Raw genomic sequence first — 25155 nt, 5'->3', positions numbered from 1 at the left:
CCTGCAACCCGATCACCCGGTAGATCCACGCCATGCGTGGATGGGCGTTCCCGACGACAAAAAAAGGGAGCCCGCTCACGGGCTCCCCTCGCCTTTCCTCATGCAGCGCGTACCGGCTCGTAACCATGCAGGTGCGCCTCACTGCTGGCCCGCCCCTGGCTGAGCGAACGCAGTGATGTGGTGTAACCCACCAGCTGCGCCAGCGGCGCAAAGCCGCTGACCTCGGCGCGACCGTCCTGGTCGTCGATGCGGGCAATGCGACCATGGCGGCGGTTGAGGTCGCCAACCACATCACCCACCGACGCCGACGGCGAATGCACCGTCACCGCCATCACCGGCTCCAGCAGCTGCGTACCGCCCTCCACCAGCGCCGCCTTGATCGCCTCGGCACCGGCACGGTGGAACGCCATCTCCGACGAGTCCTTGGCATGGGTCTGGCCATCGACAAGACTGACCTCGATACCGACCACCGGATGGCCCTGCGGACCTTCCGACAGCGCGGCACGCACGCCCTTCTCCACCGCCCCGATGAAGCTGCGCGGCACCACGCCACCGACGATGCGGTCGTTGAACACCACCTGGTCGTCCTCGCGCGGCGATACATCCAGCACCACATGCGCGAACTGGCCCTGGCCACCGGTCTGCTTGACCAGCCGCCCCACCACGCCGGCCATCACACGCAGCGGCGTCTCCTGGTAGGCCACGCGCGGCGCACCTACGCCCACGTCGACCTTCCACTCGCTGCGCAGGCGCTCGACCATCACCTCCAGGTGCAGCTCGCCCATGCCCCAGACCAGGGTCTCCGCCGTGTCGCGATCGGTCTCGACGCGGAACGACGGATCTTCCTGGGCCAGGCTGGCCAGGCCCTGCGCCATCCGGATCAGGTCGGCCGCCCGCGCCGGCTCCAGCCGCCACGCCAGCACCGGCGCCTGTGCCTGGATGTTCTCCAGGCGCAGCGGCTGCGCACGCCCGCTCAGCGTTTCACCGCTGACGGCATCCTTCCAGCCCAGCACCGCGACGATGTCACCGGCCACGGCCTGTTCGATGTCGTGGGTCTGGTCGGCCTGCACCCGCACCAGGCGACTGACACGTCGACCCTGCGGATGCTGCGAACTGGCCACGGCATCACCGACCTTCAAGGTGCCCGAGTACAGCCGCACGAAGCTCAGCGCACCGTGCTGCTGGTGGGTGATCTTGAACAGCAGGCCCGCCAGCGGACCGTCCGGATCCGGCGGCAGCACCACCTCGCCGCTCTCGCTTTCGGCGGTGACTGCAGGCCGATCCAGCGGCGACGGCAGGTAATCGACCACCGCATCCAGCAGCGTCTCGATGCCCTTGTCCTTGAACGCGGCACCGGCCAGCACCGGCACGCCTGCACCGGCCAGCGTCGCGCGCCGGATCGCCGCCCGCAGCAGTTCCGCATCGATTGCGCGACCTTCCAGCCAGGCATCAGCCAGCAGTTCGTCGTGGTCGGCCACGGCCTCGACCAGTGCGTCGCGCTGCGGCTGCCACAGGGTGCGCGCCGCGTCGTCCCACGGGGTCACCGTGGTTACGGCACCATCCTGCCAGTGCAGCACGCGCTCATCGACCAGGTCGACCCAGCCGTTGAAGTCGCTTTCGCTGCCCAGTGGCACACCGAGCGCCCACGGCCGCGCCTGCAGCTTGTCCTGCAGCTGCTCCAGCACGCGCTCGAACGAGGCGCCGACGCGATCCATCTTGTTGACGAAGGCGATCAGCGGCACGCGATGGCGACGCGCCTGGCGCCACACGGTTTCCGACTGCGGCTGCACGCCATCCACGGCCGAAAACACAGCCACGGCGCCGTCGAGCACACGCAGCGAACGCTCAACTTCAATGGCGAAGTCGATGTGGCCGGGAGTGTCGATCAGGGTCAGCCGATGCGGCGGCAGGTCGCGTGGCGCCCACTGCGCCTGCACGGCGGCGGCGCCGATGGTGATGCCACGCTCGCGCTCGATCGCCGAGAAATCGGTGGTCGCATTGCCGTCGTGCACTTCGCCGACGCGGTGAATCTCGCCGCTTTTCCACAGCAGGCGTTCGGTCAGCGTGGTCTTGCCGGCGTCGATGTGGGCAATGATGCCGAGGTTGCGACGGCGGGAAAGGACTTGTGTGTTCATGAGAAAGGTTCCTGCAAAGCCAACTTCGGGGGCCGCGCACCCCGGTTGGCGACAGGGCGCGCGGCTAGCGTTCGGTCTCTGCGATCTGGTGCATGGCACGTTCTCCTTGCGGTACATCGGGTTACGGGAAATGGAACTGCGGAAACGAAAAGAGCGCCCCGGAGGGCGCTCTGTCGAAGCTCCAGTGATGGCCGCTTCAACGGCCTCGTGGGGCTCCAGGCAGACACGCCCGTTCCGCGCTTGCGCGGGTCAGGGTGAAAAACTTCAGGAGCGGCATCCGGTTCATGGGGCGCATTCTAGACCTGCCAATCTGGCGCGCAAGTGAATATTGCGCACATAAATAGAACGATGAGGCCGACAATGAAAGGGGTCAGATCCCTTTGCCACGGCAAAGGGCTCTGACCCCTACCCTGCCTCACTTGCACTCATGCAGCTTGCGCGCCTCAGCCACGGTCGCAGCCTGGTCGTCCCCCATCGAGATCCATCCCTTCAACGACATCGTCGGATCCACCTGCGCCTGGCGCGGGCCGCCATGGACCACCACCTCGGTCCAGCTGCCGACCGGCGCCAGCTCCGACAGTCGCGTCGCCTGGTCGTCTTCGGTACTGAACATGTCGTCCGGCTCCGCAGGCTTGGCCTTGTTCACGGTCTCGGTCTTGCGCGCCCGGATCCGCAGCGCGCCATCGGCCATGCGCTGGGTAGTGACGTCATGGCGTTCCACCCCGTAGGCCCAGCTGCTCTCACCTGCGCGACGGGTCTCGCTACCGTCGTCTGCCACCACCACCGAATCCCCCGCCGCTTCGGCCACGGTCGCAAGCGAACCCAGGCCGGACATCATTGCCTGATAGGCAATCATCTGCCGCTGTTCAGCGTCCAGCGCAACGTCACCTGCCTTGCCGGCAGGAATCTGCAGGTACACCGCCTCCCTGCACAGCATCAGCACCTGCTGGTCATCCCAGCTGATGAGCACTTCATCACTGGCGAAATAGCGGGTCGTCACCGGAACCACCGGAGCACTCCCGCCGGCGGAATACCGGCTCTCGATCAGCGAGGCCTGCTCGGCGGCCTTGATCAGGGAGACCGAGGATGCGGACGCGGTGCTGGCGGCGCATACGGAGGCGACCATTGCCGAGAGCAGCACGCCATGTGAAACAGTACGGATCATTGCATCAGTCCATTGAAGAAAACGAACTGCACATGATACGTGGCCGCGCAGAACGACTGGACGCTCAGGTCACAACCACCAGCGGCACCCCACGCCTTGGATGCTCCAACACCACCACGTCCTGCTGGTAGACCCGCTGCAGGTTTTCTTCAGTCAGCACCTGCAACGGCGTGCCATCGGCTGCCACTCTGCCCTGCTCCAGCAGCACGATGCGGTCGGCATAGCCCGCGGCCAGATTGAGGTCGTGCAGCACCACGATCACGCACGCACCGGCTTCGGCACAGGCGCGGACACTGCGCAGCGTGCGTTCCTGGTGACGCAGATCCAGCGCTGCGGTTGGCTCATCCAGCAGCAGCAGCGGCGTGTCCTGCGCCAGCACGCGCGCGAACGTGGTCCGGGCGGACTCGCCACCGGACAGCTGCTGCACCTCACGCAGGCGCAGCGCCTGCAGTTCAGCGGCATCGATTGCCGCTTCCACCTGGGCGTCGTCCACGGCTGGATCCGGCGGATGCGGAAGCCGCCCCATCGCCACCACTTCTTCCACACTGAAGGCGAAGCGCACGCCATGCTCCTGCGGCATCACCGCGCGCTCGCGTGCCAGCGGCCCGGCCTTGTAACCGGCCAACGGCTTGCCGAGTAGGCTTACTTCGCCAGCGTCGGCACGCAGGTCACCTGCCGCCACAGCCAGCAACGTGGACTTGCCCGCGCCATTCGGGCCAACCAGTGCGGTGACCGTACCCGGTTCAAACGCCAGCGAAATGCCGTGCAGGATCTCGCGCTGCTGGCGGCGCACCACCACTTCGTGCAGCTTCAACAACACGCTCATGGTGCGGCCTTGCGGCGCTGCTGCAGCACCAGCCACAGGAAGAACGGCGCGCCCAGCGCAGCCGAGAACAGGCCCAGCGGAATCTCCGCCGGCGGATCCAATGTGCGCGCGGCGGTGTCGGCCACCACGATCAGCAGTGCACCCAGCAGGCCGGACAACGGCAGCAACCAGCGATGACCAGGGCCGACCAGCAGGCGCGCCACGTGCGGCACCACCAGGCCGACGAAACTGATCGAACCAGCAAACGCCACCGCCGCACCCACCAGCAGCGCACTGAACGCCACCAGGCGGCGACGCGTGCGGGTGACATCCAGCCCGAGGTGCTGTGCCTGGCGTTCGCCCAGCGCCAGCATGTCCAGCGGCGTAGCCAATCGCTGCAGTGCGAACACACCGATGGCGAACAACGGCACCACGGCCGCCACATCGGCCCAGTTGGCGCGCGCCAGCGAGCCCATCTGCCAGAACACCAGCGACTGCAGCTCGCTTTCGCTGGCGATATATGTAAGGAAACCGATCAGCGCCGAGCAGAACGCGGCCATCGCGATACCGACCAGCAGCAGCGTGGCGTTGCCCGTGCCCTTGCCGGGCCGAGCCAATGCGTAGGTCAGGCCGATGGCCAGTGCGCCGCCAGCGAACGCGGCCACCGGCACCAGCCAACCGGCCGCGCCCGCAGCACCCAGCACGATGGCGGCAACTGCACCCAGTGCGGCGCCCTGGCTGACACCGACAATGCCGGGATCGGCCAGCGGATTGCCGAACAGGCCCTGTAGGCTGGCACCGGCCATCGCCAGCGACGCACCGACCATCGCGCCCAACAGGGCACGCGGAATACGCAGCTGCCAGACCACAGCGAGATCGCGGCTGCTGACCGCCTGTGGATCGAGCAGACCCAGCTTCACCGCCAACGCCTGCATCACCTCCATCGGCGGCAGCCGCAGCGGGCCCACGGCGAACGAGGCCAGCACTGCCCCCAGCAGTGCGAACAGCGCCACCAGCAACATCGTCCGCCCGCGACGGCGGCGCCGATCCGCCGGACTCATGCCTTCGGCAACGCCGCCAGGGCCTTGGCCAGCGCCAGCGCACCAGCACCTGATCCGACACTGGTGTACTTCAGCTGCACATCCGGCATCACCCAGACCCGATTGGCCTGCCCGGCCGGGGTCTGCTTCAGCGTCGGGTACGCCTTCCACAAGCCCTCGGCACCACCGAACAGCTGCAGGTCATGCTCGGTCACCAGGATCACCTCCGGTGCGGCAGCGACTACGCCCTCATTGCTGAGCTGCGAGTAGTTCTTCACCCCCGCCTCGGTGCCGATGTTGACACCACCAGCCAGTGCGATCAGCTGCGCCGATGCGCTGTCGGCACCCGCAACAGTCGGCGAGCCACCGGCGCCGGTGGCCGACACGTGGATCAGTCGTGGCGCATGGCCCAGGCCCTTGCCAATCGCTGCGGCCTCATCGAGCTGGCGCTGCACCTGCGTGGCAAGTGCCTGCCCTGCCTCGGCCAGCCCTAGTGCGGCGGCGACCTTGCGCACCTTGTCCGGTGCCGGCTGCAGGTCATCGATGACCACCGCCGGTTCGCCCACCTCACGCAGTTTCTTCGCCAGCTCGGTGTGGCGGCGCAGGCTGTTGCCGAGGAACAGCGAGCCCTGCAGGCTCAGCACGCCCTCCACGCCAGTGGTGCGGTTGAACAGGAACTGGTGCGGGGCAGCCAGGCCAGCCTGGGTGGTGGTATTGGTCGGCGCGGCGAACACCTGCTTGTCCAGTCCCAGCGCCTCGATCACCGCGATCACGTCGTCACCACCGGCAATGATGCGGCTGGTATCGGTCACCTCGACGTCGGCGCCGTCATCGGAATGCACCTGGGCCGGCAGCACAGCCTTCTGATCGCGCACGGCCGGCATATCGGTGCCGGCCACGCGCTGCCAGCCAGCCGGCAACGCGGCTTCGCCAGCCGCGGTTGCGGCGGCGGGTTCAACCGGCTTGCCGGTGTCCGAGGGCGTCGATGAACCGCCACAGGCAGCCAGTGCCAGCGAGACAGCCAACGGAAGCGCACACAGGCGCAGACGGGACGCGATGTTCATGCTCGTTCTCCTTGCTGGCAGGGCGACGCGCACGCCGCCCTGCCGTGTGACTTACTGCTTCGGGGTGATGCGGGTGATGCGGTCACCCTTCGGGTCTTCGGCGCCACGCGACTTGTTCACCGCGAACACGTTGCCCTTGCCATCGGCACGGACGTGGTTCGGCAGCGTGCCGCCGTCGAGGTTGGCGACCACCTTGCCGTCACCGTTCACCACGGTGACCGTGCCAGCGCCACGGTTGCTGACGTAGGCCAGGCCGGAGGCATCATCGAAGGCGACGTTCAGCGCGCCGGCGCCGACCGGCACATCGTGCAGCACCTTGCCGGCGGCCACATCGACGATCAGCAGGTTGTCGGTGCCCTGCGAGGCCACGTACAGGCGGTTGCGCGCTGCGTCGAAGGCCACGCCCGAGGCACTGATCGAGTTGCCCAGGTCGATGACCTTCTCGACCTTGCCGCTGGCCACGTCGATCACTGCCGCTTCCGGGGTGCCGATGCTGACGGTGAACAGCTTGCCGCCCTTCTCGTCCAGCACCAGGCTCATCGGAGTGAACTTGCCGTCGTCCACGCCGGACTCCAGCGTCACCGCCGGCAGCTCCTTGAGAGTCTTGGCGTCGAACACCGACAGGTGGTCCTCGCCCGTGGCCGAGGCGAACACCTTGCCGTGGGTGCCATCAACCACCACGTCGCGCGCGTGCGGCACGGCATCGACCGGGAACTGGCGGACCAGCGACAGGTCCTTCTGGCGGTAGACCGCGATGGAGTTCTGGCGGGTGTTGGTGACCCATACATTGCCGTTGGTGTCATCCACGCCAACGCCGTAGACCGCGTAGACCGCGCCATTGGTGCTGCCCGGCACCTGCGCCGGGGTGATCGCCTTGGTCACCTTCAGCGACTTCGGGTCCAGCTTCAACAGCTGCGACTGGGTCACCGGCGGGCGGCCCACGGCCGAGGTCACGAACACCGCGTTGCTGGCGGCGCTGTAGGCGGACTGATACAGGCCCGGCACCAGCTTGTTGGACTGGGTGGCGAACTGCGCCTGGCCGGACAGCGGCAGCTGCGGCGAGACGCGCAGCTTCAGCACGGTGGCTGCAGCCGGCTGGCTGGCGCGCACCACCACCGGGTGGGTACCCGGCACGGCGTCGGCCGGAATGCTCAGCTGGGTCTTGAAGTTGCCATCGGCATCGACCACCAGCGGCTGCGTGTTGAGTACGCTGTCGCCACGCAACAGGCTGACTTTCTGGCCCGGCACGAAACCGCGACCGACCACGTCGGCAGTGCTGCCGGGAACCACGTTCTCACCGCGCGAGACGACCTCGCCCTTGAAGGTGGCGTTGGCCGGCTGATCGAACACCGGTTGTGCGGTAGCGGTCACGGCCAGCAACAGGCCAGCGGCGAGAGAGGTGAGACGGAAAGACGGACGGAACGACATGGAAGGCTCCTTGCACACGTAGGCCGCGCCACGTGACGCGGGATTCATCGGTTGCCTGGGCCGCTGCACATCGGCAGCCTCGCCTGGGTAGTGGGGTCGCACGCCGTGGCATGCGAAGGGGTTCATTCGGCGGCGTTGTCACCACCGTTGGGCGCGCCGTCACCGGCGCTGCGGTCGGTCACGCCGTACAGTTCATGCAACGCGGCATGGAACGACGCAGGCAGCATCGGGCCGTGACCGAGGCCGTCGAACTCGCGGTACTGCACGCGCATGCCCGGCACCTTGGCCAACCGCTCGGACAGCTGCATCGCCGCATCCGGGGTGGCACCACCGATGCGGCGCAGGTGTGCGACCACGCGCGGATTGTTCATGTCGCGCTTGCCGCGATCACCGACACGCTCGGCACCGCCCAGCATCAGCCAGAGCGTTGCTGGCTGGCCATGCACGTTCTGCACGAACTGCTGTTCCGGATCACCCAGCGCCGCGCCCTGGCTCCACCACAGCGACGGACTGGCCGCCAGATAGGACTGGAAGGCGGCGGGACGGGTGTACAGCGCATTGAGCACGAACAACCCACCCAGCGAGTGGCCCCAGAGTGCTTGCTGCTGCGTATCAATGCGTGCGCGGCGCTCGACTTCCGGCTTGATGCGGCGTTCGATCACATCCAGGAACGCGGCAGCACCGCCACCGACCGCCTGGGTCGTACCGCTCTCGTCGTCGGCGCGGTCGATCCACGCGGTGTAGTCGCGGGTGCGCGCCTTGGAATCGATGCGCAGGTCGTTGTCATAACCGATCAGCACCAGTACCGGCGGCGCCTTGCGTGCCGCCAGCTCGGCCAGCAACGGCTGATCCAGCACCATCGCCACGGCATTGCCATCCAGCGCGTACAGCACCGGCAGCGGCGCCTTGCTGGCCTTGGCCGGGATCGCCACATTCACCCGCCAGCGGCGTTGCTGGTCGGGACTGTCCACCACGAAATGCTCGAAGCGATAACTGACCGCCGGCTCGTCGAGCACGGTGTGGCCGATCTTCTGCAGCGGATTGCGCTGCTGCGCATGGACGTACGGGGTGGCCAAGAGCAGACCCATCATCAAGGCGACCAGGCCGCGGGCCAGTGGACCACGGCGCGAAGGCGGGACGAAATGCTTCATCAGCGGCGGCAGAAGCGGCCCAGGGCCGCCGGTTCACAAGGGACCGCAGTCTACCTTAAACGCGAATGATTATCACATCGATCGAACGTCACACTGTGTATCACGCGCGCATGAGGGCCTTCGGCACGAAACGAGACAATGGGCAGGCTGGATTCGCGCCACGGCCATACGGCAAGCTAGGCGGTATCAACAAGAACAGGGACTGTCATAGCGTGTACGCCATTTGCCGCAGCCTTGCCCGAAAAGGGCTCGACACGATTCGCCCACACGTCTTCCCCGTGAGCATACCGACCACCGAGAGGCCCGCGTGCAACATCTGCGGTTTCCGCCTGCGAGCATCCCGCGAGGCCATCGCCGAAAGGGAAACCCGCAGCTGTATTGGCTGCGGATCCACTCTGCGCTTCCGTGCCCTCATGGCAGCCCTGCAGTCGGAGATGGACCAAGCGCGGGAGATCCGCGTGCTTGAGCGGATCCCCAGGCGCGGACAGATCAAGGGAATCGGCATGACCGACGCCCATATCTACACTAATGCCCTGCGGCGCAAGTTCGATTACATCAATACCTACTTCCACAAGCGCCCCATGCTGGACATCCGTCACCCAGCCGCACACTACCTGGGAAAATATGACTTTGTTGTCAGCTCAGATGTACTGGAACACGTGGATGGGCCCTGCGAGCGCACGCTCGAAAACCTGCGGGCATTGTTGAAGCCGGGCGGGCTGCTTGTGCTCACCGTTCCCTATGGATTTCACGAGGTCACGATTGAGCACTTCCCTGAGCTCAACGACTACCGGATCGAGGGCAAAGGTGCGGATCGGGTTCTTGTCAACATCACCAGCGATGGCAGGGAGCAACGATTCTCTGACCTGTCCTTCCATGGTGGTGACGGCTCAACTTTGGAACTGAGGATCTATTCGTATCCTCATCTGGTGCGATTGCTGGGGGAAGCCGGCTTTGTTGACGTCAAGCTGCACGATAGCCAATACCCGCAATGGGGCATCATCCACGACAGCCCGCTGGGCTTGCCTATAACGGCTCGCGCTGCATAGGCCGTCAGCCCCCTCCGGTATCCTGCCTCGCGCAACCGACACCCCCTTGCAAATGACGAAGCCGGCATCACGCCGGCTTCGCCCCCTCCCCCCGCTTCTGTAGAGTCGAGCCATGCTCGACTCCCGCAGCCTCACGGCCCCGAAGGCACCGGACCGTAAACATTCTCCTGCGGCGTGCCCGGCAGCAGCGAGAAGATCATGATCACAATGCCACCGCCCGGCACCAGCGCCAGCAGGAACAGCCAGCCCGACTGATTGCAGTCATGCAGGCGGCGTACGGTCACGGCAATCAGCGGCACGATCGTGGCCAGCCACATCACGCCCAGCAGTGCCACCATGCCAATCAGAATGCCGGCCAGTGCATCGGGACTGTTGCGCAGGAGGATCGCCAGCACACCGGCCAGCAGCATCACCGCGGTTGCGACCAGGAACAGGAACAGCTGGTACATCCAGTACTCGCGGCGGTTGGCGCGGCCCTCGAACTGGGCGTAGCGCTTCAACGGCAGAATCATTTCCTGCACGGCATCGATCCTTGAAAGAGAAGCCGCGGAGTGTGCCAAATGCAGGCGCACAGGACAATGTGGCGACGAACCATGCTCGACTGCCATTGCCCCCTGTAGAGCCGAGCCATGCTCGACTGCCATTGCCCTCCGTAGAGTCGAGCCATGCTCGACTGCTGTTCCAGAAGGCACCCGTAGTCCGTGCAAGAGCGGAGTCGAGCATGGCTCGACTCTACAAGAGCGGGCTCAACGACCCTTTGCCGCCCTTGCCGCCTCGCGCTCGGCGCGCAGCCTGTCCAGCTTTTCCTTCAGCTTGATTTCCAGGCCGCGCGGCACCGGGTTGTAATACACGCGCTCGCCCATCGCATCCGGGAAGCCGGTCTGGTCCAGTGCGATACCGCCTTCCGCATCATGGTCATACTGGTACTCGGCACCATAGCCCAGCTCCTTCATCAGCTTGGTCGGCGCATTGCGCAGGTGCAGCGGCACTTCTTCGGTGCCACTCTCGCGCACATCGGCCTTGGCCTGGTTGAAGGCCGCATAGCCTGCATTCGACTTGGCGGTGCTGGCCAGGTACAGCACCAACTGAGCGAACGCGAGTTCGCCTTCCGGGCTACCCAGCCGCTCGTAGATGTCCCAGGCCTCCAGCGCCATGCTCTGCGCGCGCGGATCGGCCAGACCGATGTCCTCGATGGCCATGCGGGTCAGCCGGCGGGCCAGGTAGGACGGATCGCAGCCGCCATCGAGCATCCGGGTCAGCCAGTACAGCGCGGCATCCGGGTTGGAACTGCGAACAGACTTGTGCAGCGCTGAGATCTGGTCGTAGAACTGCTCGCCGCCCTTGTCGAAGCGACGGGTGCGATCGGCCAGCACCTGGGTCAGGGTCTGCGGGGTGATGCGACCACCCTCCCCGCCCGCCAGCTCGGCAGCGATTTCCAACAGGGTCAGCGCGCGGCGCACGTCGCCGTCGGCGGCGGTCGCGACTTCCAGCAGCAGCTCGGGGGCGACCTCGATGCCCTCCTCGCCCAGGCCGCGTTCGCGGTCACCCAGCGCACGCTCCAGCGCCTCGACGATGTCGGTAGGCGAAACACCTTCCAGCACATGCACGCGGCAGCGCGACAGCAGCGCCGAGTTCAGCTCGAAGGACGGGTTCTCGGTGGTGGCACCGACGAACAGGATGGTGCCGCGCTCGATGTGCGGCAGGAACGCATCCTGCTGCGCCTTGTTGAAGCGATGCACCTCATCCACGAACAGCACGGTGCGGCGGCCTTCGGCGAACCGTTGCGCCGCCTCGGCCAGCACCTGGCGCACTTCCGGCAGGCCGGACAGCACTGCGGAGATCGCACGGAACTCGGCGTCGGAATATTCGGCCAGCAGCAGGGCCAGCGTGGTCTTGCCGCAGCCCGGCGGCCCCCACAGGATCATCGAATGCACGCGACCGGATTCGACCGCGCGGCGCAGCGCACTGTCCGGCGCGAGCAGGCGCTTCTGCCCGACCATTTCGTCGAGGGTTCGCGGTCTCATGCGCTCGGCCAGCGGGCGCATGTGTTCCCGATCAACGCTCAGCAGATCGGGGCCGGGGAATGAAGTGGAGCGATGTCTTGGCACACGGCCATTGTACCGCGCCGGGTGGCCACGATTCCGGTAGTGCCGGCCGCTGGCCGGCAGATCAAAAGCGTGTCAACCAAGGTTGACACCCACCAAGACGGTGCCGGTTGACACCCACCAGAGCGTTTGCGCCGGGCCACAGATCAATTACCGATGACGTCGGTGCCCTTCGGCGGGGTGAAGCTGAAGGTGCCCGCCGCGAAGCCCGGGTTGCGCTTCCAGCCACTGAAGCTGATCACGGTGCGCTGACCAACCGCATCGGTGATTTCCATCTTGGCCAGACCCTGGGCATTGAAGCCCAGCGCGGCGTACTGGAAGCTGGCTTCGGTCTCACGCTTCGGCGACAGCGACAGCCACTGCAGGCCATCGCGCTGCGCGGCCTCTTCGCTGACGTCGTACTGCTGTTCCAGCAGCGCCGGGTTGATCAGCGCGGTCAGTGGGCTGTTCTGCTCTTCCTTGCCCTGCTCGCGAACAGTGGCCTGCTCCAGGTCCGGCTCGTACATCCAGACCTTCCTGCCGTCAGCCACGATCAACTGCTCGTGCGGGCGCACGTATTCCCAACGGAACAGGCGCGGCGCCGACAGTGCCACACGGCCACTGGTCGATTCCTTCACCTTGCCGCGACTGTCGAACACCTGCTGGCTGAACTGGCCATCCAGGCCCTTCAGGCCGCTGGTGAAGGTCTTCAGGTCATCGCGGGCGCCAGCCCAGGCGCTGCCGGCGGCGGCGCAGGCCACGGCCAGGGTGGTGGTGGCAAGGAAACGGCGGAAGCGGAAGTTCATGCGGGAATCCTGTGGGCGCGGGCGCCAGGAAAGGTGGTTGCCAGTGTGCCCGGGGAAAGATGAATGGGCGATCAGGGCGACATTATGCCGCCCTGAACGTCCATCGGCGATTCAGCCACCGGATCCCGGCAGCTTGCCGTACAGCACCTGGCCGCGGAAGCCACGCCGCACTTCGCGATACAGCGCGCGGAACGCCGGATAGTCCTGCGGCTGGCACAACGCCTCTGGCCCACGCACTGCATTCTGCTGCAAGCGGTGGTGCACGATCACCTCCTGCCCCTCGCGACTCCAGTCCACCCGGTACTCGCCGGCTGCATTGGCGAAACGCTGGCTGGCCGGGATGGCGATGATCGGCGCATTGGCCGGGAACTGCAGGCGATAGGTTTCCTCGCGCAGGCTGGCATTGCAGTAGAACGGCGTTTCGTTGGCCGGCGCCGAGGCAGTGGCGTACAGCCCACGCACCGACTCGCCACCCGGCGGATCCGGCACGGCCATGCCGCCGGCCACGCTGAAGTCGGCGTAGTCCTCGGCCTGGAACGCCATGCGATAGCCAAACGGCCGGGTCAGGTCGACCGGCACGCCCTGGATCTGCAGCTGCCCTCGCCCATCGAAACCGGACGCGGCCATGATCTGCTCTTCAGCGCGCGCACGGTTCTGCGCGTTGAGCTGGGAGAACTGGGCGCGCATGCCGATCTCGGCGTTCTCGCCCAGCTTCGGAATCGTCTCGCCGCGCAGGTTGCCGTTGGCGTCGAAGGTGAAGTGCACCTCCATCGAGGTGGCATTGCGCTCCGGCGTATTGGCCGGGGTGCGCGCCAGTGAGGCGTCGCGGGTACGCATCACCGGTGCGCCCAGGTCACCTTCCGGCAACTGCCCGAAGCGCGCCCACGCCGTGGTCGAATCCAGGTACAGATCGAACTCGGGGATGTAGGTGATGGCGTGGTTGAAGCGGCCCAGCACCGGGATCTTCGGCAGCGTCGGGCCACCGCCGGCACCGATCAGCACCGGCGAGCTGGCGATGCCCTTGGCCGCCAGCAGCGCCTCCAGGATCGTCACATGGTCCTTGCAGTCACCATAGTGGTTGTCGAGGATGCTCTGCGCACTGTTCGGCTCCAGGCCACCATTGCCCAGGTACACCGCCACGTAGCGGATGTTCTGCGCCACCCAGCGGTACAACGCGTCGGCCTGATCGCGACGGTCGCTGATGCCAGCGGTGATCTCATCGGCCAGCGCCTGCAGTTCCGGCGTGACCTGCGCGGCCGGGCCGGCCTTGAGCTGGTAGGCGCGACCCATCTGCGACCAGTCACGATAGGTGCTGGCCATGATGTTCGGGCCGAACTCCCAGCCCGCCGCCGACCAGTTCTGTGCTGGCATGGCTTCGCGACGCTGGTAGCGCCAGCGCCACTGTGCCTGGCCGTTCTTCACCGTCGGGCGATCACTACCCTGCACGCCGCGGCTGTCGACGAACATCGGCAGGTTGGCCGGCGCACTCAGGGTGACCTCGGCGTCCTCGTACTCGGTGAAGACATTGAAGGTTTCCCACAGGCCGAAGTAGCCGGGGAAGTACGGCGTGGCCTGGGTGCGGCGTACCTGGTAGAACAGGCGCGTGCCCGGGGCCAGGTTCGGGAACACGATCACCCGCACCTTGCGGTCGGCATACATCGCCGCCGAGGCGCTGGAATAGCTTTCCTGGGTGTAGATGCGGTCGGCCGGCACGTCGCGGCGCTGGCCGTCGGCGGTGATGGTGTAGGCGCCGAGTACTTCCAGCGTCTCCATCTTCTCGCTGTAGCTCAGCCGAACCTGGCTGAACTGCTCGACCGAGGCCTTGGTCTTGAGCAGGACTTCGTAGGTTTCGGTCTGCACATTGCCTGCATCCGGCCGCACCTGATAGTCGGCGCGGTAGCGGACAATGCTGAAATTATTGCTGGCTTCGGTATCGCCGCTGGTTGAAGGCGGCGCCGTGGCGGGCGCGGAGGTGGCGGTGTCTGCCAGTGCCGGGCCGGCAGCCAGGAAGGCTGCCAGCGCCAGTGCCAGCGCGCTTGGTACGGGGTGAAGCATGCGTCGGTTCCTTGGACGTCGTGGGGGATACGTCGGGTCTTACTTCGGCGGCGGCGGTGCCAGCACCGTGCGGTCGCCGTTGTGCTCGGGCGGGCTGACCACGCCGGCCGCTTCCATGGCCTCGATCAGTCGCGCTGCACGGTTGTAGCCGATCTTCAGCCGGCGCTGCACGCCGGAAATCGAGGCGCGACGGGTCTCGGTGACCACCCGCAGCGCTTCGTCATACAACGGGTCGGACTCATCGCCGGCAGAGCTGTTCTCGGGCAGGCCGGTGGCACCGACGACCACGCCGTCGCCCATCGTCTGCACCTCGTCCAGCACGCCGTCGACATAATCGGCCGGGCCCATCGCCTTGAGGTGTTCGACCACGCGATGCACTTCCTCGTCGGAGACGAAGGCGCCGTGCACACGCTCGGGCATGGCGGTACCCGGCGGCAGGTACAGCATGTCGCCGTGGCCGAGCAGGGTTTCTGCGCCGGACTGGTCGAGGATGGTGCGCGAGTCGATCTTGGAACTGACCTGGAAGGCGATGCGGGTCGGGATGTTGGCCTTGATCAGGCCGGTGATCACGTCCACCGACGGGCGCTGCGTGGCCAGGATCAGGTGGATGCCGGCCGCACGCGCCTTCTGTGCCAGGCGCGCGATCAGCTCTTCCACCTTCTTGCCGACGATCATCATCATGTCGGCGAATTCGTCGATGAAGATGACGATGAACGGCAGCGTCTCCAGCGGACGCGGCGCCTCACCCAGTTCCGGGTTCGGCTTGAACAGCGGGTCCATCAGCGGCTGGCCGGCGTCCTGGGCTTCCTTCACCTTCTTGTTGAAGCCGGCCAGGTTGCGCACGCCCACCGCGCTCATCAGCTTGTAGCGGCGCTCCATCTCGGCCACGCACCAGCGCAGGCCGTTGGCGGCCTCCTTCATGTCGGTGACCACCGGCGCCAGCAGGTGCGGGATGCCCTGGTAGACGCTCAGTTCGAGCATCTTCGGGTCGATCATCAGCATCCGCAGGTCTTTCGGCGAGGCCTTGAACAGCAGGCTCAGCACCATCGCGTTGACCGCCACCGACTTGCCCGAACCGGTGGTACCGGCCACCAGCAGGTGCGGCATGCGCGCCAGATCGGCCACGGTCGAGCGGCCAGCAATGTCCTTGCCCAGCGCCAGGGTCAGCACGCTGGCCGACTTGTCGTATTCCTTCGAACGCAGCAGCTCGGAGAGGTAGATCATCTCGCGGGTGACGTTGGGAATTTCCAGGCCGATCACCGATTTGCCCGGAATGACGTCGACCACGCGCACCGACTTCACCGACAGGCCGCGCGCGATGTCCTTGTCCAGCGAACTGATCTGGCTGACCTTGATGCCCGGCGCCGGCTCGATCTCGAAACGGGTGATGACCGGGCCGGGGTTGGCGCCGACCACCTGGGCGTCGATGCGGAAGTCCTTCAGCTTGAACTCGATCTGCCGCGACAGCGCGTCCAGGGTTTCCTTGTCGTAGCCCACCGGCTGCGGCTTGGGGTCGTCCAGCAGCGCGAGCGGCGGCAGGTCCGAGCCATCCCCGTTGACGCCACGGAACATCGGGATCTGCGTGTCGCGCTTGGCTCGGTCACTCTTCTCGATCACCGGTTCCGGGCGCGGCTCGATCTTCACCGGCTCGCGCTTGGCGCGCACCTCGGCATCGGCCTTGCGCACTTCCTGGCGCTCCTCGCGCATCACCCGGGTCTGCTGCCACTCGGTGACTTCTTCCTTCTTGCGCGCCAGCAACGGCGCCAGCGACATCACGCCGCGGCCTATCTTCTCCATCACCGTGAACCAGGACAGCCCGGTGGCCAGGGTGATCGAGGCCAGCAGCAGCACCAGCACGAACAGGTTCGCGCCCAGCGCGCCAAAGCCCACCGTGAGCGAGTTGCCCACCAGCTTGCCGAGGATGCCGCCGGCACTGGAGACATCGCCACTGAACAGGCGCACATGCAGGAAGCCGGTGCCGGCGATCAGGAAGCCGACCAGGCCGACCAGGCGCAGCGCCGGGTCCAGGTCGTTCTCGCCCTTGCTCTCGCGCTTGAGGCCGAACATGGCGATCCACGCCAGCGCGCCCAGCACCACCGGCAGCAGGAAGGCGATGTAGCCGAACAGCTGCAGCAGCACGTCGGCGATCCAGGCGCCGGCGCGGCCGCCGAGGTTGTGCACTGGCGCGACCACGCTGCCGGTGTGCGACCAGCCCGGGTCGGTCGCTGAATAGGTGAACAGACTGGCCGCCAGGTACAGCAGCGCCGGCGCGATGGCGATCAGGCCAAGGTCGCGCCAGAGGCGTTGGCGGCGTGGATTGTCGGTCGTCGCCGCCGCGGCCGTGCGACGTGACGCCTTGCTGTCGTCGGACTTGGAGCGTTCGGGGACCTGCTTCGCCACCTTAGACCATACCTTTGGAATGCGCTGTTAGTGATTGATAATAAATGAGACGGCGTCAGTTTTCAGTTATGCGACATCTGACAGGGCAATCAGAGGGCCGGAACCACTGCTGGATGACGGCGTTCTGTTCATCGGCTTGAATCGCCCTGCCCCAGCCGCCACTCTATGACCAGCCACGGATGCTGCGCAAACATCGCCAGCGCCTTGTCCCATCTACCTTTTCGCGAGTCTACATGAGCACCAGCCTGCCCTCCCGCCACCAGCGCCTCGTCATCCTCGGTTCCGGCCCGGCCGGTTGGACCGCCGCCGTCTACGCCGCCCGCGCCAACCTGAAGCCGGTCGTCATCACCGGCCTGCAGCAGGGTGGCCAGCTGATGACCACCACCGAGGTGGACAACTGGCCGGGTGACGCCCACGGCCTGATGGGCCCGGACCTGATGGCGCGCATGCAGGCCCATGCCGAGCGCTTCGAGACCGAGGTCATCTTCGACCACATCCACACCGCCGATGTGTCGCAGCGCCCGTTCAAGCTGATCGGCGACAGCCACGAGTACACCTGCGATGCCCTGATCATCGCCACCGGCGCCACCGCCAAGTACCTGGGCATCCCGACCGAGGACGAGTTCAAGGGCCGCGGCGTGTCCGCCTGTGCCACCTGTGACGGCTTCTTCTACCGCGACCAGGACGTGGTCGTGGTCGGCGGCGGTAACACCGCCGTGGAAGAGGCCCTGTACCTGTCCAACATCGCCCGCAAGGTCTACCTGGTCCACCGCCGCGACACCCTGAAGGCGGAGAAGATCATGCAGGACAAGCTGTTCAAGAAGGTGGCCGAAGGCAAGATCGAGACCGTCTGGCACCACCAGGTGGAGGAAGTGCTGGGCAATGACGCCGGCGTGACCGGCGTGCGCGTGAAGTCCACCCTGGACGGCAGCACCCGCGACATAGACGCCCACGGCTTCTTCGTGGCCATCGGCCACCACCCGAACACCACCCTGTTCGACGGCCAGCTGGCGATGAACAACGGCTACCTGGAAATCCGCTCGGGCCTCGGCGGCAATGCCACCCAGACCTCGGTGGAAGGCGTGTTCGCCGCCGGCGACGTGGCCGACCAGCACTACCGCCAGGCGATCACCTCGGCCGGTTTCGGCTGCATGGCCGCACTGGACGCCGAGCGCTACCTGGACGCACAGGGCAAGGCCGGCTGAGAAGCGGATCTGCTTCTGTAGCGTCGAGCCAAGCTCGACTCAGGCAAAAGGCCGACGCCAGTGCGTCGGCCTTTCTGTTTCATCTGCCCTATCCTTCCCTCATGCCCTCCCTCCGCTTCCTCGACTCCCTGCAGTCCGTTTCCGCCACCGACTGGGATGCCCTGCACGACGGCCGCAACCCCTTCGTCAGTCATGCCTTCCTTTCCGGGCTTGAACAGCACGGCTGCCTGCGCGAGGACTGGGGCTGGCAGCCCCGGCACTTCACGCTATGGGAAGGTGACACCTTGGTCGGCGCCATTCCGGGCTACCTGAAGACCAACTCCCACGGCGAATTCGTGTTCGACCATGCCTGGGCCAACGCGTATGCCCGTCATGGCCGCGACTACTATCCGAAGTGGCTGGGCGCGGTGCCGTACTCGCCGGTCACTGGCCCAAGGTTGCTGGCCCGTCACGATTCAGAGCGCGCCGCATTGCTGTCGGCATTGCGCGACGCATTGCCGCCACTGGGGGTGTCGTCGGCCCACATCAACTTCCATACCGCCGGCGACGAGGCGCTGTTCGGCGATGACTGGCTGCTGCGCGAGGACGTGCAGTTCCAGTGGCAGAACCCGGGCGACTGGGCCACGTTCGACCAGTTCCTCGGTGCGATGAACCACAAGCATCGCAAGAACATCCGCCAGGAACGGGCCAAGGTCGTTCGCCAGGGCATCACCTTCCGCGTGGTGCACGGCGATGAAGCGAGCCGCGCCGATCTGCAGGCGATGTACCGCTTCTACCTGCAGACGTTCCTCGAGTACGGCAATGCCCCGGCGCTGACCGAGACCTTCCTGCGTCACCTGGCCATTTCTTTGGGTCGGGGGCTGGTGCTGTTCCTGGCCGAACAGGACGGCGAGCCGATTGCCGGCGCGCTATGCCTGCGCGGTGGAGACACGCTGTACGGCCGTTACTGGGGCGGCGCCACGCTGCCCGGCCTGCACTTCGAGGCCTGCTACTACCAGGGCATCGAGTATTGCCTGCGCGAAGGGCTGACCCGCTTCGAGCCGGGCGCACAGGGCGAGCACAAGCTGGCACGCGGTTTCCTGCCGACGCTGGTGCGCAGCCGGCACTGGGTGGCCGATCCGGACTTCGCGGAAGCGCTGCAGGAGTGGTGCCGGCAGGAGCGGCGCAATGTGCGGCGTTACCAGCAGGAGCTGCAGGGGCATGGGCCGTTCCGCGCAGGGCCGTAGTGCCGAGCTGGCTCGACTGGTTCAGCTGTACTGGCTGTAGTGGCCGCTGATCCTGCACTGGTCGCACCAGAATGTGTAGAGCATGCCTCCATTCATCCACTGCATCAGGGAGCCATCGTCCAATGGGATGTGGGAATCAAGCTGCATGACAAAGAACATCGTGCGGCAACAATCGGGACAGGACAGATAGAGGCCGCTCTGGATCCAGGATGGCAGTCCACCCACTCGGCTGTAATTCTGCCAGCCACCCACATAATTCGGCGGTTGCCAGAACCGCCCCGGAAGCTCGACCAGATCGACCTCCGCCTCGATCAGGTTGGTCGGCGTTTCAGGACATGCCCGCGGATCGAATACCTGCGATTCATGGGCGCTGGGAAGGCCTTGTGTATCGTGGCGGAAATACACGGGATCTCCGTGGCACCAACCAGACTCTCCATTGTCGGGGCAGTCCAGACATATGCCGAGCGTCACCTTCGAGAGGGTGCAGGGGCCGATCAACGCCAGCTCCAGTTCCAGCAAGCGCTGCAACGGGGAGTCGCATATTCCACATCGCCCTTCCAGGCGACCGCCCATATGCCCCGTTGCCTGCGCATTCCCATCCTTCCAGGTGGGATGTAGGCGCTGGAGGCGGCGCTCGACCCTTGTGGATTCTGCCAGCTGCAAGCGCTGGTGCTGTGCACTGAAACGCAGGTGGAAACCACGCCATCCATGCAGCGCGCGTCCCGAGCCCAGCTCAAGACCAGACAATCCCTCCCTTCCAATTGCCGCCCACGGCTCATCCCGTGAACCGGACAGGTCACGCGCGGCCTCCTGGAACTCCACAACCCCACTCATCTCAAGCGGTAATCCGGGCAAGCCAGCAGCAGACGACGATGCCCTTCTTGCGTTCTGAATCCATCTCCGGCCGACCTCAATCGGCAGCTCCCACCAGAACGGGCCTTCTATTGGCTCGTGGGCCGACAGGTGAAGGACGGCATCCCAGTCATCATGAAGCAATCCGGGGACACGATAGGCCGCCTGCGCCGCAATCCCGGCCACCAGCCAGTGGCGGCTACCGTTCTTGAACTCACTCCAGGCAAACCGGCACACCTCTGCGGCACTGTCATCCGGCAGCAACTCAGCCGCAGCCCTTAGCATCCCGTTCCTCTCCAAACGAGCCTTCATCGCCAGGATGAGCAGTGTCGAGATGGCGGCAGGATCACGCTCATAGAGATCCAGCATCGCAACCAAGGCTCCATCTGAGCCTTCCGGCATTCGGGCCATTTCAAGCAGCTCTCGCATGGCGACGACACAGGTCATGGCGGTCAGCTCAGGGCATGTAAACCTAGAGGGTGACTGGCAATGCATCCCACGGGAATGCAACAAATCTCAAAAAATAAGGAAGCGTTCCGGCAGCCGGGGCCGTCAGGTGCACTGCCAGAAGTGCCCGCTCACCCGGCACTTTGCACACCAGAACGTATAGAGCATGCCGCCGCTGCCCCACAGCAGCCTGCCCTCACCCGTGGTCGGCAGTGTCGAATCCAGCTGCATCACGAACGGCATCTCTTCGCCGCAATCGATGCACGCCGGGTACCACGCACTCTGCACCCAGCTCGGCGCTCCGCCCACACGCGACAGGTTCTGCCGATGATTGGACTGGCCCCAGTCCTGTTGCTGCCAGCGCGCGCTTTCGAGCGCCACCAGGCCCACCTCGGCCCGCATCAGGTCGCCACTGTCGGTGGGCGTACTCGGCACCGCACGGTGCTGGCTGGGATGGCAGGTGGGCAGACCGTCGGCATCGTGGCGATAGAAACGCACGGGCGGGTCTTCCCAGCCGCAGCAGTCCAGGCACAGCCCCAGCGTGATCTCGCCCGACGCGCCCGGCTGCAGCGCGGCGGCATCGGTCTGCAGCAGGCGCTGAAGCGGCGCATGGCAGCTGCTACACAGCGCTTCCAGCGGCCCTCCCATCTGCCCAGCATGGTGTACCTGCCCACCATTCCAGGTCGGGTGCAGGCGCCAGGTGCGCTTGCGCCAGCTCGGTTCGTCCGCCTGCTGCGCGCGATGCTGTTCGCGGCCGAAGCGGAAGTGAAATGGCCGCTCGCCATGTAGGCGACGCGGCTGCGGACCTTCGGCGACGCCGGCCCAGTGCGCCCAGACCTCGGCATCCAAGCGCCCCCAGTCGACCAGGTAGCCGCGAGCAATGGCGTAGGTTTCGGGCTGGGCGGCGAGCAGCAACGCCCTGGCCCGCGCCGTTTCGCGATCGTCATCGGCTTCGGCCAGGACCTGCGCCCAATGCGCGGCCGTCGCGCTGGGCAGGCCCTGCCAGACCTGCGTGGCCAACTGCACCTCATCCTCACTGGCGACCGCCAGCAATGCCTCCCAATCGTCCTGCAGCACCTGCGGCGCCTGATAGCTGGCGAACTCCATCACGCTCGTCAACACGTCACCGCGCTCGCCCGCGCGATAGCGGCGCCACGCGTCGGCCGCGACCGCGGGCACCGCGTCATCCGGCAGCAGGTCCAGTGCCATGTCGAGGAAGGCCGAGCTCGGCGAAGGCCGCGCCAGCGCCTGCAGCATCAACTCTCCCAGTTGACGCGGCTGTTCAGTGGCCAGTGACAGCAGCATGCCTTGGCTGTCGTTGCGCGTGCGCGGGGCGTCATGCAGGTCGAGGATGGCGCTGATCGAGTCACTCATTCGGAGGCTCCTTGCCGGTGAACAGTGATGGTGCCAGACATCACGAATCACCACGACGAATACAATGGCCCCATGACCCGCCAGCTGCCCTGGCGCCTGGCCGATGCGCCGGACGCCCCCTTCCCTCCGGCCGAGACCGCACTGCGCCAGCCCGATGGCCTGCTGGCGGTGGGCGGCGACCTGCATCCGGTGCGTCTGCTCAATGCCTACGCCGGCGGTATCTTTCCGTGGTTCAGCGAGGGTGAGCCAATCCTGTGGTGGTCGCCGGACCCGCGCATGGTGTTCCGCACCGACGGCGTGCATCTGTCCAGCCGCTTCCGCCGCCAGCTGCGCAGCAGCACGTGGGAGATCACCGCCGACACCGCCTTCAGCCAGGTGATGCGCGCCTGCGCCGCCGCACCACGCCCTGGCCAGGACGGTACGTGGATCAGCCCGGCGATGGTCGAGGCCTACAGCCAACTGCACGACCTTGGCTTCGCCCATTCCTTCGAAGTCTGGGATCGGCAGACACTGGTCGGCGGCATCTACGGCGTCGCGATCGGCGCCATGTTCTTCGGCGAGAGCATGTTCAGTGGCGCCAGTGGCGGCTCCAAGATCGCCCTGGCCGCGTTGGCAGCCACCCTGCGTGGCTGGGGCTGGGAACTGATCGATGCCCAGGTGGAGAATCCGCACCTGCTGCGGATGGGCGCCGAGCACCTGCCGCGCGCGGACTTCCTGGAGCACGTCCGTCAGGCCGTACACCATGACGGCCGTGAAGGCCCCTGGACCCAGGCGGTAGGACGCTTGCCAGCACAGCGTTTGGCCGGGGGTTAACACAAACTTTGCAAGCCGGGCCCATCACGCGTAAAATACCGCGCCTTAGGCCCAGCGTGGCCGTTTTCTGAACCGCACAGGACTACATGTCGAAAGACGATTCCATCGAGTTCGAGGGCACCGTCAGCGAGACGCTGCCGAACACCACTTTCCGCGTTCGTCTGGAAAATGGGCACGAAATCATCGCCCACATCTCCGGCCGCATGCGCAAGAACTACATCCGCATCCTCACCGGTGACCGGGTCAAAGTTGAAATGACCCCGTACGACCTGACCAAGGGTCGTATCACCTACCGCATGAAGTAAGCGGTCGGCGCATTGCGCCACTCCGACAGGGCCGGCCTCGCTGCTGGCCCTTTGTCGTGCGCGGAAGAAAGCGACCGGCACCGGGACCGATCGATTTTCGTCCCTGTCCGAAATACCGCATCGCGCCGCGACTCTAGACTCAATGCGTTCTTCACAGAAGGCGTTGCGCGCATGACCCACCTGATCGTCCTGGACCCCCAGTCCGTCACCAGCCGCTGCTACGCCAGCAAGGGCCCGGACGGCACCTGGTTCGGCCAGCCCTGCCTAGTCTGCACCAGCATGGACGCCTCGCACCCGCTGTACCTGGCCGTGCAGCGCGAGATTCCGCATATGGGCAGCACCCTCAAGCAGCGCCTGCACATTCCGCACGAGGCGGTCGCCTTTGTCATCGAAGACGGCGGCGACCAGGGGCGCCAGCAGGGATTCCGTTCGATCGCGGCCTGAGGCGCCAAAGGTCATCGTGACCGATCTCACCGTGGCGTCGGTCAGCCCTGCTTGCGGCAGATTCGCATTTGCAGCGGCGGCGGCATCTTGGGATCCGATCCAGTCCGGATCGCTGCCCCCTGCCCCGCCATGAACCTGTCTTCCCTGCTCATCCCCCTGGCTTTGTCTGCCGTCACCCTGCTGGCGTCGTCCGCCCATGCCGCCGACACCGCGCCGGCACAGTGCGTATCACTGACCGGCGAACAGCAGATCGTTCGCGCCGGCGCCGACAAGAACATCCTGCTTCGCTCCGGCGAAGACCACTATGTTGTGCATTTCCGCAACAGCTGCCCTTCTGCCGTACTGGCCACCCGCCTCGGCTTCAAGACCGACGGCAAAGAAGCTGACGAGCTGTGCAGCGAGGGCCGAAGCGCACTGGACACAGGTCGCGGCAGCTGCGAGGTTGCACGCATCGAGCCGATCGATGCCGAGCGATTCAAGCGTGAGGCGCGCCGCCGCAGCCGCTGACCCCAGACAGGACAAGGGCGGCCGAAGCCGCCCTTGTCGCGATATACGTCAACGCGTCGCGGCAACCAGCGACAACACTCTCGGTTGCGCGCGCTGCCGTGCCAACCAGAGATCGTAGCTGGATTGCAGCCCCATCCAGAAAACCGCAGTACTCACCCCCGCCATCTCAAGGCGGATGGCCAGGTCAGGACTGATGCCCGCCTTGCCGTTCAGAACCCGCGAAAGGGCTACCCGCGACATTGCCAGGCGCTCGGCCGCTTCGGTCACAGACAGATCCATTGGATCAAAGACCATTGCCTTGATCGCCTGCCCGGGATGCGGATGGTGATGAATCATGCGCGGCCTCAGTGATAGTCCAGGTAATCCAGCAGCTCCACGTCGCTGCCGGCGAAACGGAAGGTAATCCGCCAGTTTCCATTGACCCATACAGACCAATGCCCTTTCAGGCCGCCCCGGAGCTTATGCAGACGCAATCCAGGCATGGCCAGATCCTCAGGACCCGAAGCAACATCCAGGATCGACAGGATCAACAACACCTTGCTGGCGTGACTGTGGCGGATTCCACTGCTACTGCCGGAACGGTAGAGCCGCTCGAGGCCCCTGTGGCGAAAACCGATGATCATCACTGTATCCTGTATCGTTTCGCGATACAAACAGGGCAACACCCTATCGCGACCAGAAGACAGCATTGGCACCTCCGTTCCGTTCAAGCAAGGCCGCGGACGACAGTCCCCTGGAAACAACAAGGGCGGCCGAAGCCGCCCTTGTCATTTCCAGTCTTTCACGCCAAGCCTATGGCA

23 protein-coding genes are annotated in these 25155 nt (G+C 65.9%); 7 read left to right on the top strand and 16 right to left on the bottom strand.

From position 1 onward, the window contains the following. Positions 1-98: 98 nt before the first annotated feature. From fusA to ACZK13_RS10075, 7 genes are all read right to left on the bottom strand, one after another. Complete coding sequence (gene fusA, locus ACZK13_RS10105) at positions 99-2135, bottom strand: elongation factor G (RefSeq protein ID WP_253143113.1); 2037 nt, start codon at positions 2133-2135, stop codon at positions 99-101. 415 nt (positions 2136-2550) lie between these two features. Continuing rightward, complete coding sequence (locus ACZK13_RS10100; protein WP_253143112.1) at positions 2551-3300, bottom strand: hypothetical protein; 750 nt, start codon at positions 3298-3300, stop codon at positions 2551-2553. A gap of 64 nt (positions 3301-3364) precedes the next feature. Further along, positions 3365-4126, bottom strand: coding sequence for a heme ABC transporter ATP-binding protein (locus ACZK13_RS10095; RefSeq protein WP_253143111.1), 762 nt, complete (start codon positions 4124-4126; stop codon positions 3365-3367). After that, positions 4123-5166: a FecCD family ABC transporter permease gene (locus tag ACZK13_RS10090; protein WP_253143110.1), complete on the bottom strand. Its 1044-nt coding sequence runs from the start codon at positions 5164-5166 to the stop codon at positions 4123-4125. Before ACZK13_RS10090 ends, ACZK13_RS10095 begins: the two co-directional genes overlap by 4 nt. Further along, positions 5163-6209, bottom strand: coding sequence for a heme/hemin ABC transporter substrate-binding protein (locus ACZK13_RS10085; RefSeq protein WP_253143109.1), 1047 nt, complete (start codon positions 6207-6209; stop codon positions 5163-5165). Before ACZK13_RS10085 ends, ACZK13_RS10090 begins: the two co-directional genes overlap by 4 nt. A gap of 51 nt (positions 6210-6260) precedes the next feature. Further along, on the bottom strand, positions 6261-7637 hold the full coding sequence (locus ACZK13_RS10080) for a YncE family protein (RefSeq protein WP_253143108.1): 1377 nt from the start codon (positions 7635-7637) through the stop codon (positions 6261-6263). Positions 7638-7759: 122 nt separating this feature from the next. Further along, positions 7760-8788, bottom strand: coding sequence for an alpha/beta hydrolase (locus ACZK13_RS10075; RefSeq protein WP_253143107.1), 1029 nt, complete (start codon positions 8786-8788; stop codon positions 7760-7762). A 278-nt stretch (positions 8789-9066) separates the two neighbouring features. Here ACZK13_RS10075 and ACZK13_RS10070 point away from each other — a divergent pair, with 278 nt between their 5' ends. Beyond that, positions 9067-9837 carry a methyltransferase domain-containing protein gene (locus ACZK13_RS10070; protein WP_253143106.1) on the top strand — a complete coding sequence of 257 codons (771 nt, stop codon included), beginning with the start codon at positions 9067-9069 and terminating at the stop codon, positions 9835-9837. A 131-nt stretch (positions 9838-9968) separates the two neighbouring features. On the opposite strand, the gene ACZK13_RS10065 is transcribed toward ACZK13_RS10070, so the two are convergent. The 5 genes from ACZK13_RS10065 to ACZK13_RS10045 all read right to left on the bottom strand — a co-directional run bounded on the left by ACZK13_RS10065 (position 9969) and on the right by ACZK13_RS10045 (position 17182). Continuing rightward, entirely contained in the window at positions 9969-10358 is a 390-nt protein-coding gene (locus ACZK13_RS10065; RefSeq protein ID WP_253143105.1) for a DUF805 domain-containing protein, read from the bottom strand. A gap of 225 nt (positions 10359-10583) precedes the next feature. Then, complete coding sequence (locus ACZK13_RS10060; RefSeq protein WP_253143104.1) at positions 10584-11882, bottom strand: replication-associated recombination protein A; 1299 nt, start codon at positions 11880-11882, stop codon at positions 10584-10586. 206 nt (positions 11883-12088) lie between these two features. Further along, on the bottom strand, positions 12089-12727 hold the full coding sequence (gene lolA / locus ACZK13_RS10055; protein WP_024958744.1) for an outer membrane lipoprotein periplasmic chaperone LolA: 639 nt from the start codon (positions 12725-12727) through the stop codon (positions 12089-12091). Between the two features lie 111 nt (positions 12728-12838). Then, on the bottom strand, positions 12839-14782 hold the full coding sequence (locus ACZK13_RS10050; RefSeq protein WP_253143103.1) for a DUF3857 domain-containing protein: 1944 nt from the start codon (positions 14780-14782) through the stop codon (positions 12839-12841). Positions 14783-14821: 39 nt separating this feature from the next. Then, the gene (locus tag ACZK13_RS10045; protein ID WP_032127351.1) at positions 14822-17182 is read right to left on the bottom strand and encodes a DNA translocase FtsK; all 2361 of its coding nucleotides are present in this window, start codon (positions 17180-17182) and stop codon (positions 14822-14824) included. 233 nt (positions 17183-17415) lie between these two features. On the opposite strand from ACZK13_RS10045, the gene trxB reads away from it, so the two are divergent. Beyond that, positions 17416-18387 carry a thioredoxin-disulfide reductase gene (trxB, locus tag ACZK13_RS10040; protein WP_197581033.1) on the top strand — a complete coding sequence of 324 codons (972 nt, stop codon included), beginning with the start codon at positions 17416-17418 and terminating at the stop codon, positions 18385-18387. 101 nt (positions 18388-18488) lie between these two features. After that, positions 18489-19613, top strand: coding sequence for a GNAT family N-acetyltransferase (locus ACZK13_RS10035; protein ID WP_253143102.1), 1125 nt, complete (start codon positions 18489-18491; stop codon positions 19611-19613). A gap of 21 nt (positions 19614-19634) precedes the next feature. Here ACZK13_RS10035 and ACZK13_RS10030 read toward each other — a convergent pair whose 3' ends face one another. After that, positions 19635-20912 (bottom strand): hypothetical protein, encoded by a 1278-nt coding sequence (locus ACZK13_RS10030; protein ID WP_253143101.1) that lies wholly within the window; start codon positions 20910-20912, stop codon positions 19635-19637. Between the two features lie 105 nt (positions 20913-21017). Continuing rightward, positions 21018-22286 (bottom strand): hypothetical protein, encoded by a 1269-nt coding sequence (locus tag ACZK13_RS10025; RefSeq protein WP_253143100.1) that lies wholly within the window; start codon positions 22284-22286, stop codon positions 21018-21020. 72 nt (positions 22287-22358) lie between these two features. Here ACZK13_RS10025 and aat point away from each other — a divergent pair, with 72 nt between their 5' ends. The 4 genes from aat (at position 22359) to ACZK13_RS10005 (ending at position 24355) form a co-directional block, all read left to right on the top strand. Next, the gene (aat, locus tag ACZK13_RS10020; RefSeq protein WP_125895704.1) at positions 22359-23099 is read left to right on the top strand and encodes a leucyl/phenylalanyl-tRNA--protein transferase; all 741 of its coding nucleotides are present in this window, start codon (positions 22359-22361) and stop codon (positions 23097-23099) included. An 86-nt stretch (positions 23100-23185) separates the two neighbouring features. Then, the gene (gene infA / locus ACZK13_RS10015; RefSeq protein ID WP_005409596.1) at positions 23186-23404 is read left to right on the top strand and encodes a translation initiation factor IF-1; all 219 of its coding nucleotides are present in this window, start codon (positions 23186-23188) and stop codon (positions 23402-23404) included. Between the two features lie 171 nt (positions 23405-23575). Then, entirely contained in the window at positions 23576-23848 is a 273-nt protein-coding gene (locus ACZK13_RS10010; RefSeq protein WP_125895705.1) for a hypothetical protein, read from the top strand. A gap of 129 nt (positions 23849-23977) precedes the next feature. Then, the gene (locus ACZK13_RS10005; RefSeq protein WP_032127355.1) at positions 23978-24355 is read left to right on the top strand and encodes a hypothetical protein; all 378 of its coding nucleotides are present in this window, start codon (positions 23978-23980) and stop codon (positions 24353-24355) included. 48 nt (positions 24356-24403) lie between these two features. Here the strand turns inward: ACZK13_RS10005 and ACZK13_RS10000 are convergent, their stop codons facing one another. Together ACZK13_RS10000 and ACZK13_RS09995 are read right to left on the bottom strand one after the other, a co-directional pair. Further along, on the bottom strand, positions 24404-24691 hold the full coding sequence (locus ACZK13_RS10000; RefSeq protein ID WP_032127356.1) for a HigA family addiction module antitoxin: 288 nt from the start codon (positions 24689-24691) through the stop codon (positions 24404-24406). A gap of 8 nt (positions 24692-24699) precedes the next feature. Beyond that, on the bottom strand, positions 24700-24978 hold the full coding sequence (locus ACZK13_RS09995) for a type II toxin-antitoxin system RelE/ParE family toxin (protein WP_125895706.1): 279 nt from the start codon (positions 24976-24978) through the stop codon (positions 24700-24702). Positions 24979-25155: the final 177 nt, after the last annotated feature.

The organism is Stenotrophomonas sp. 99219_Sma (assembly GCF_056480785.1).
This window is presented reverse-complemented; position numbering and strand designations above follow the sequence as displayed.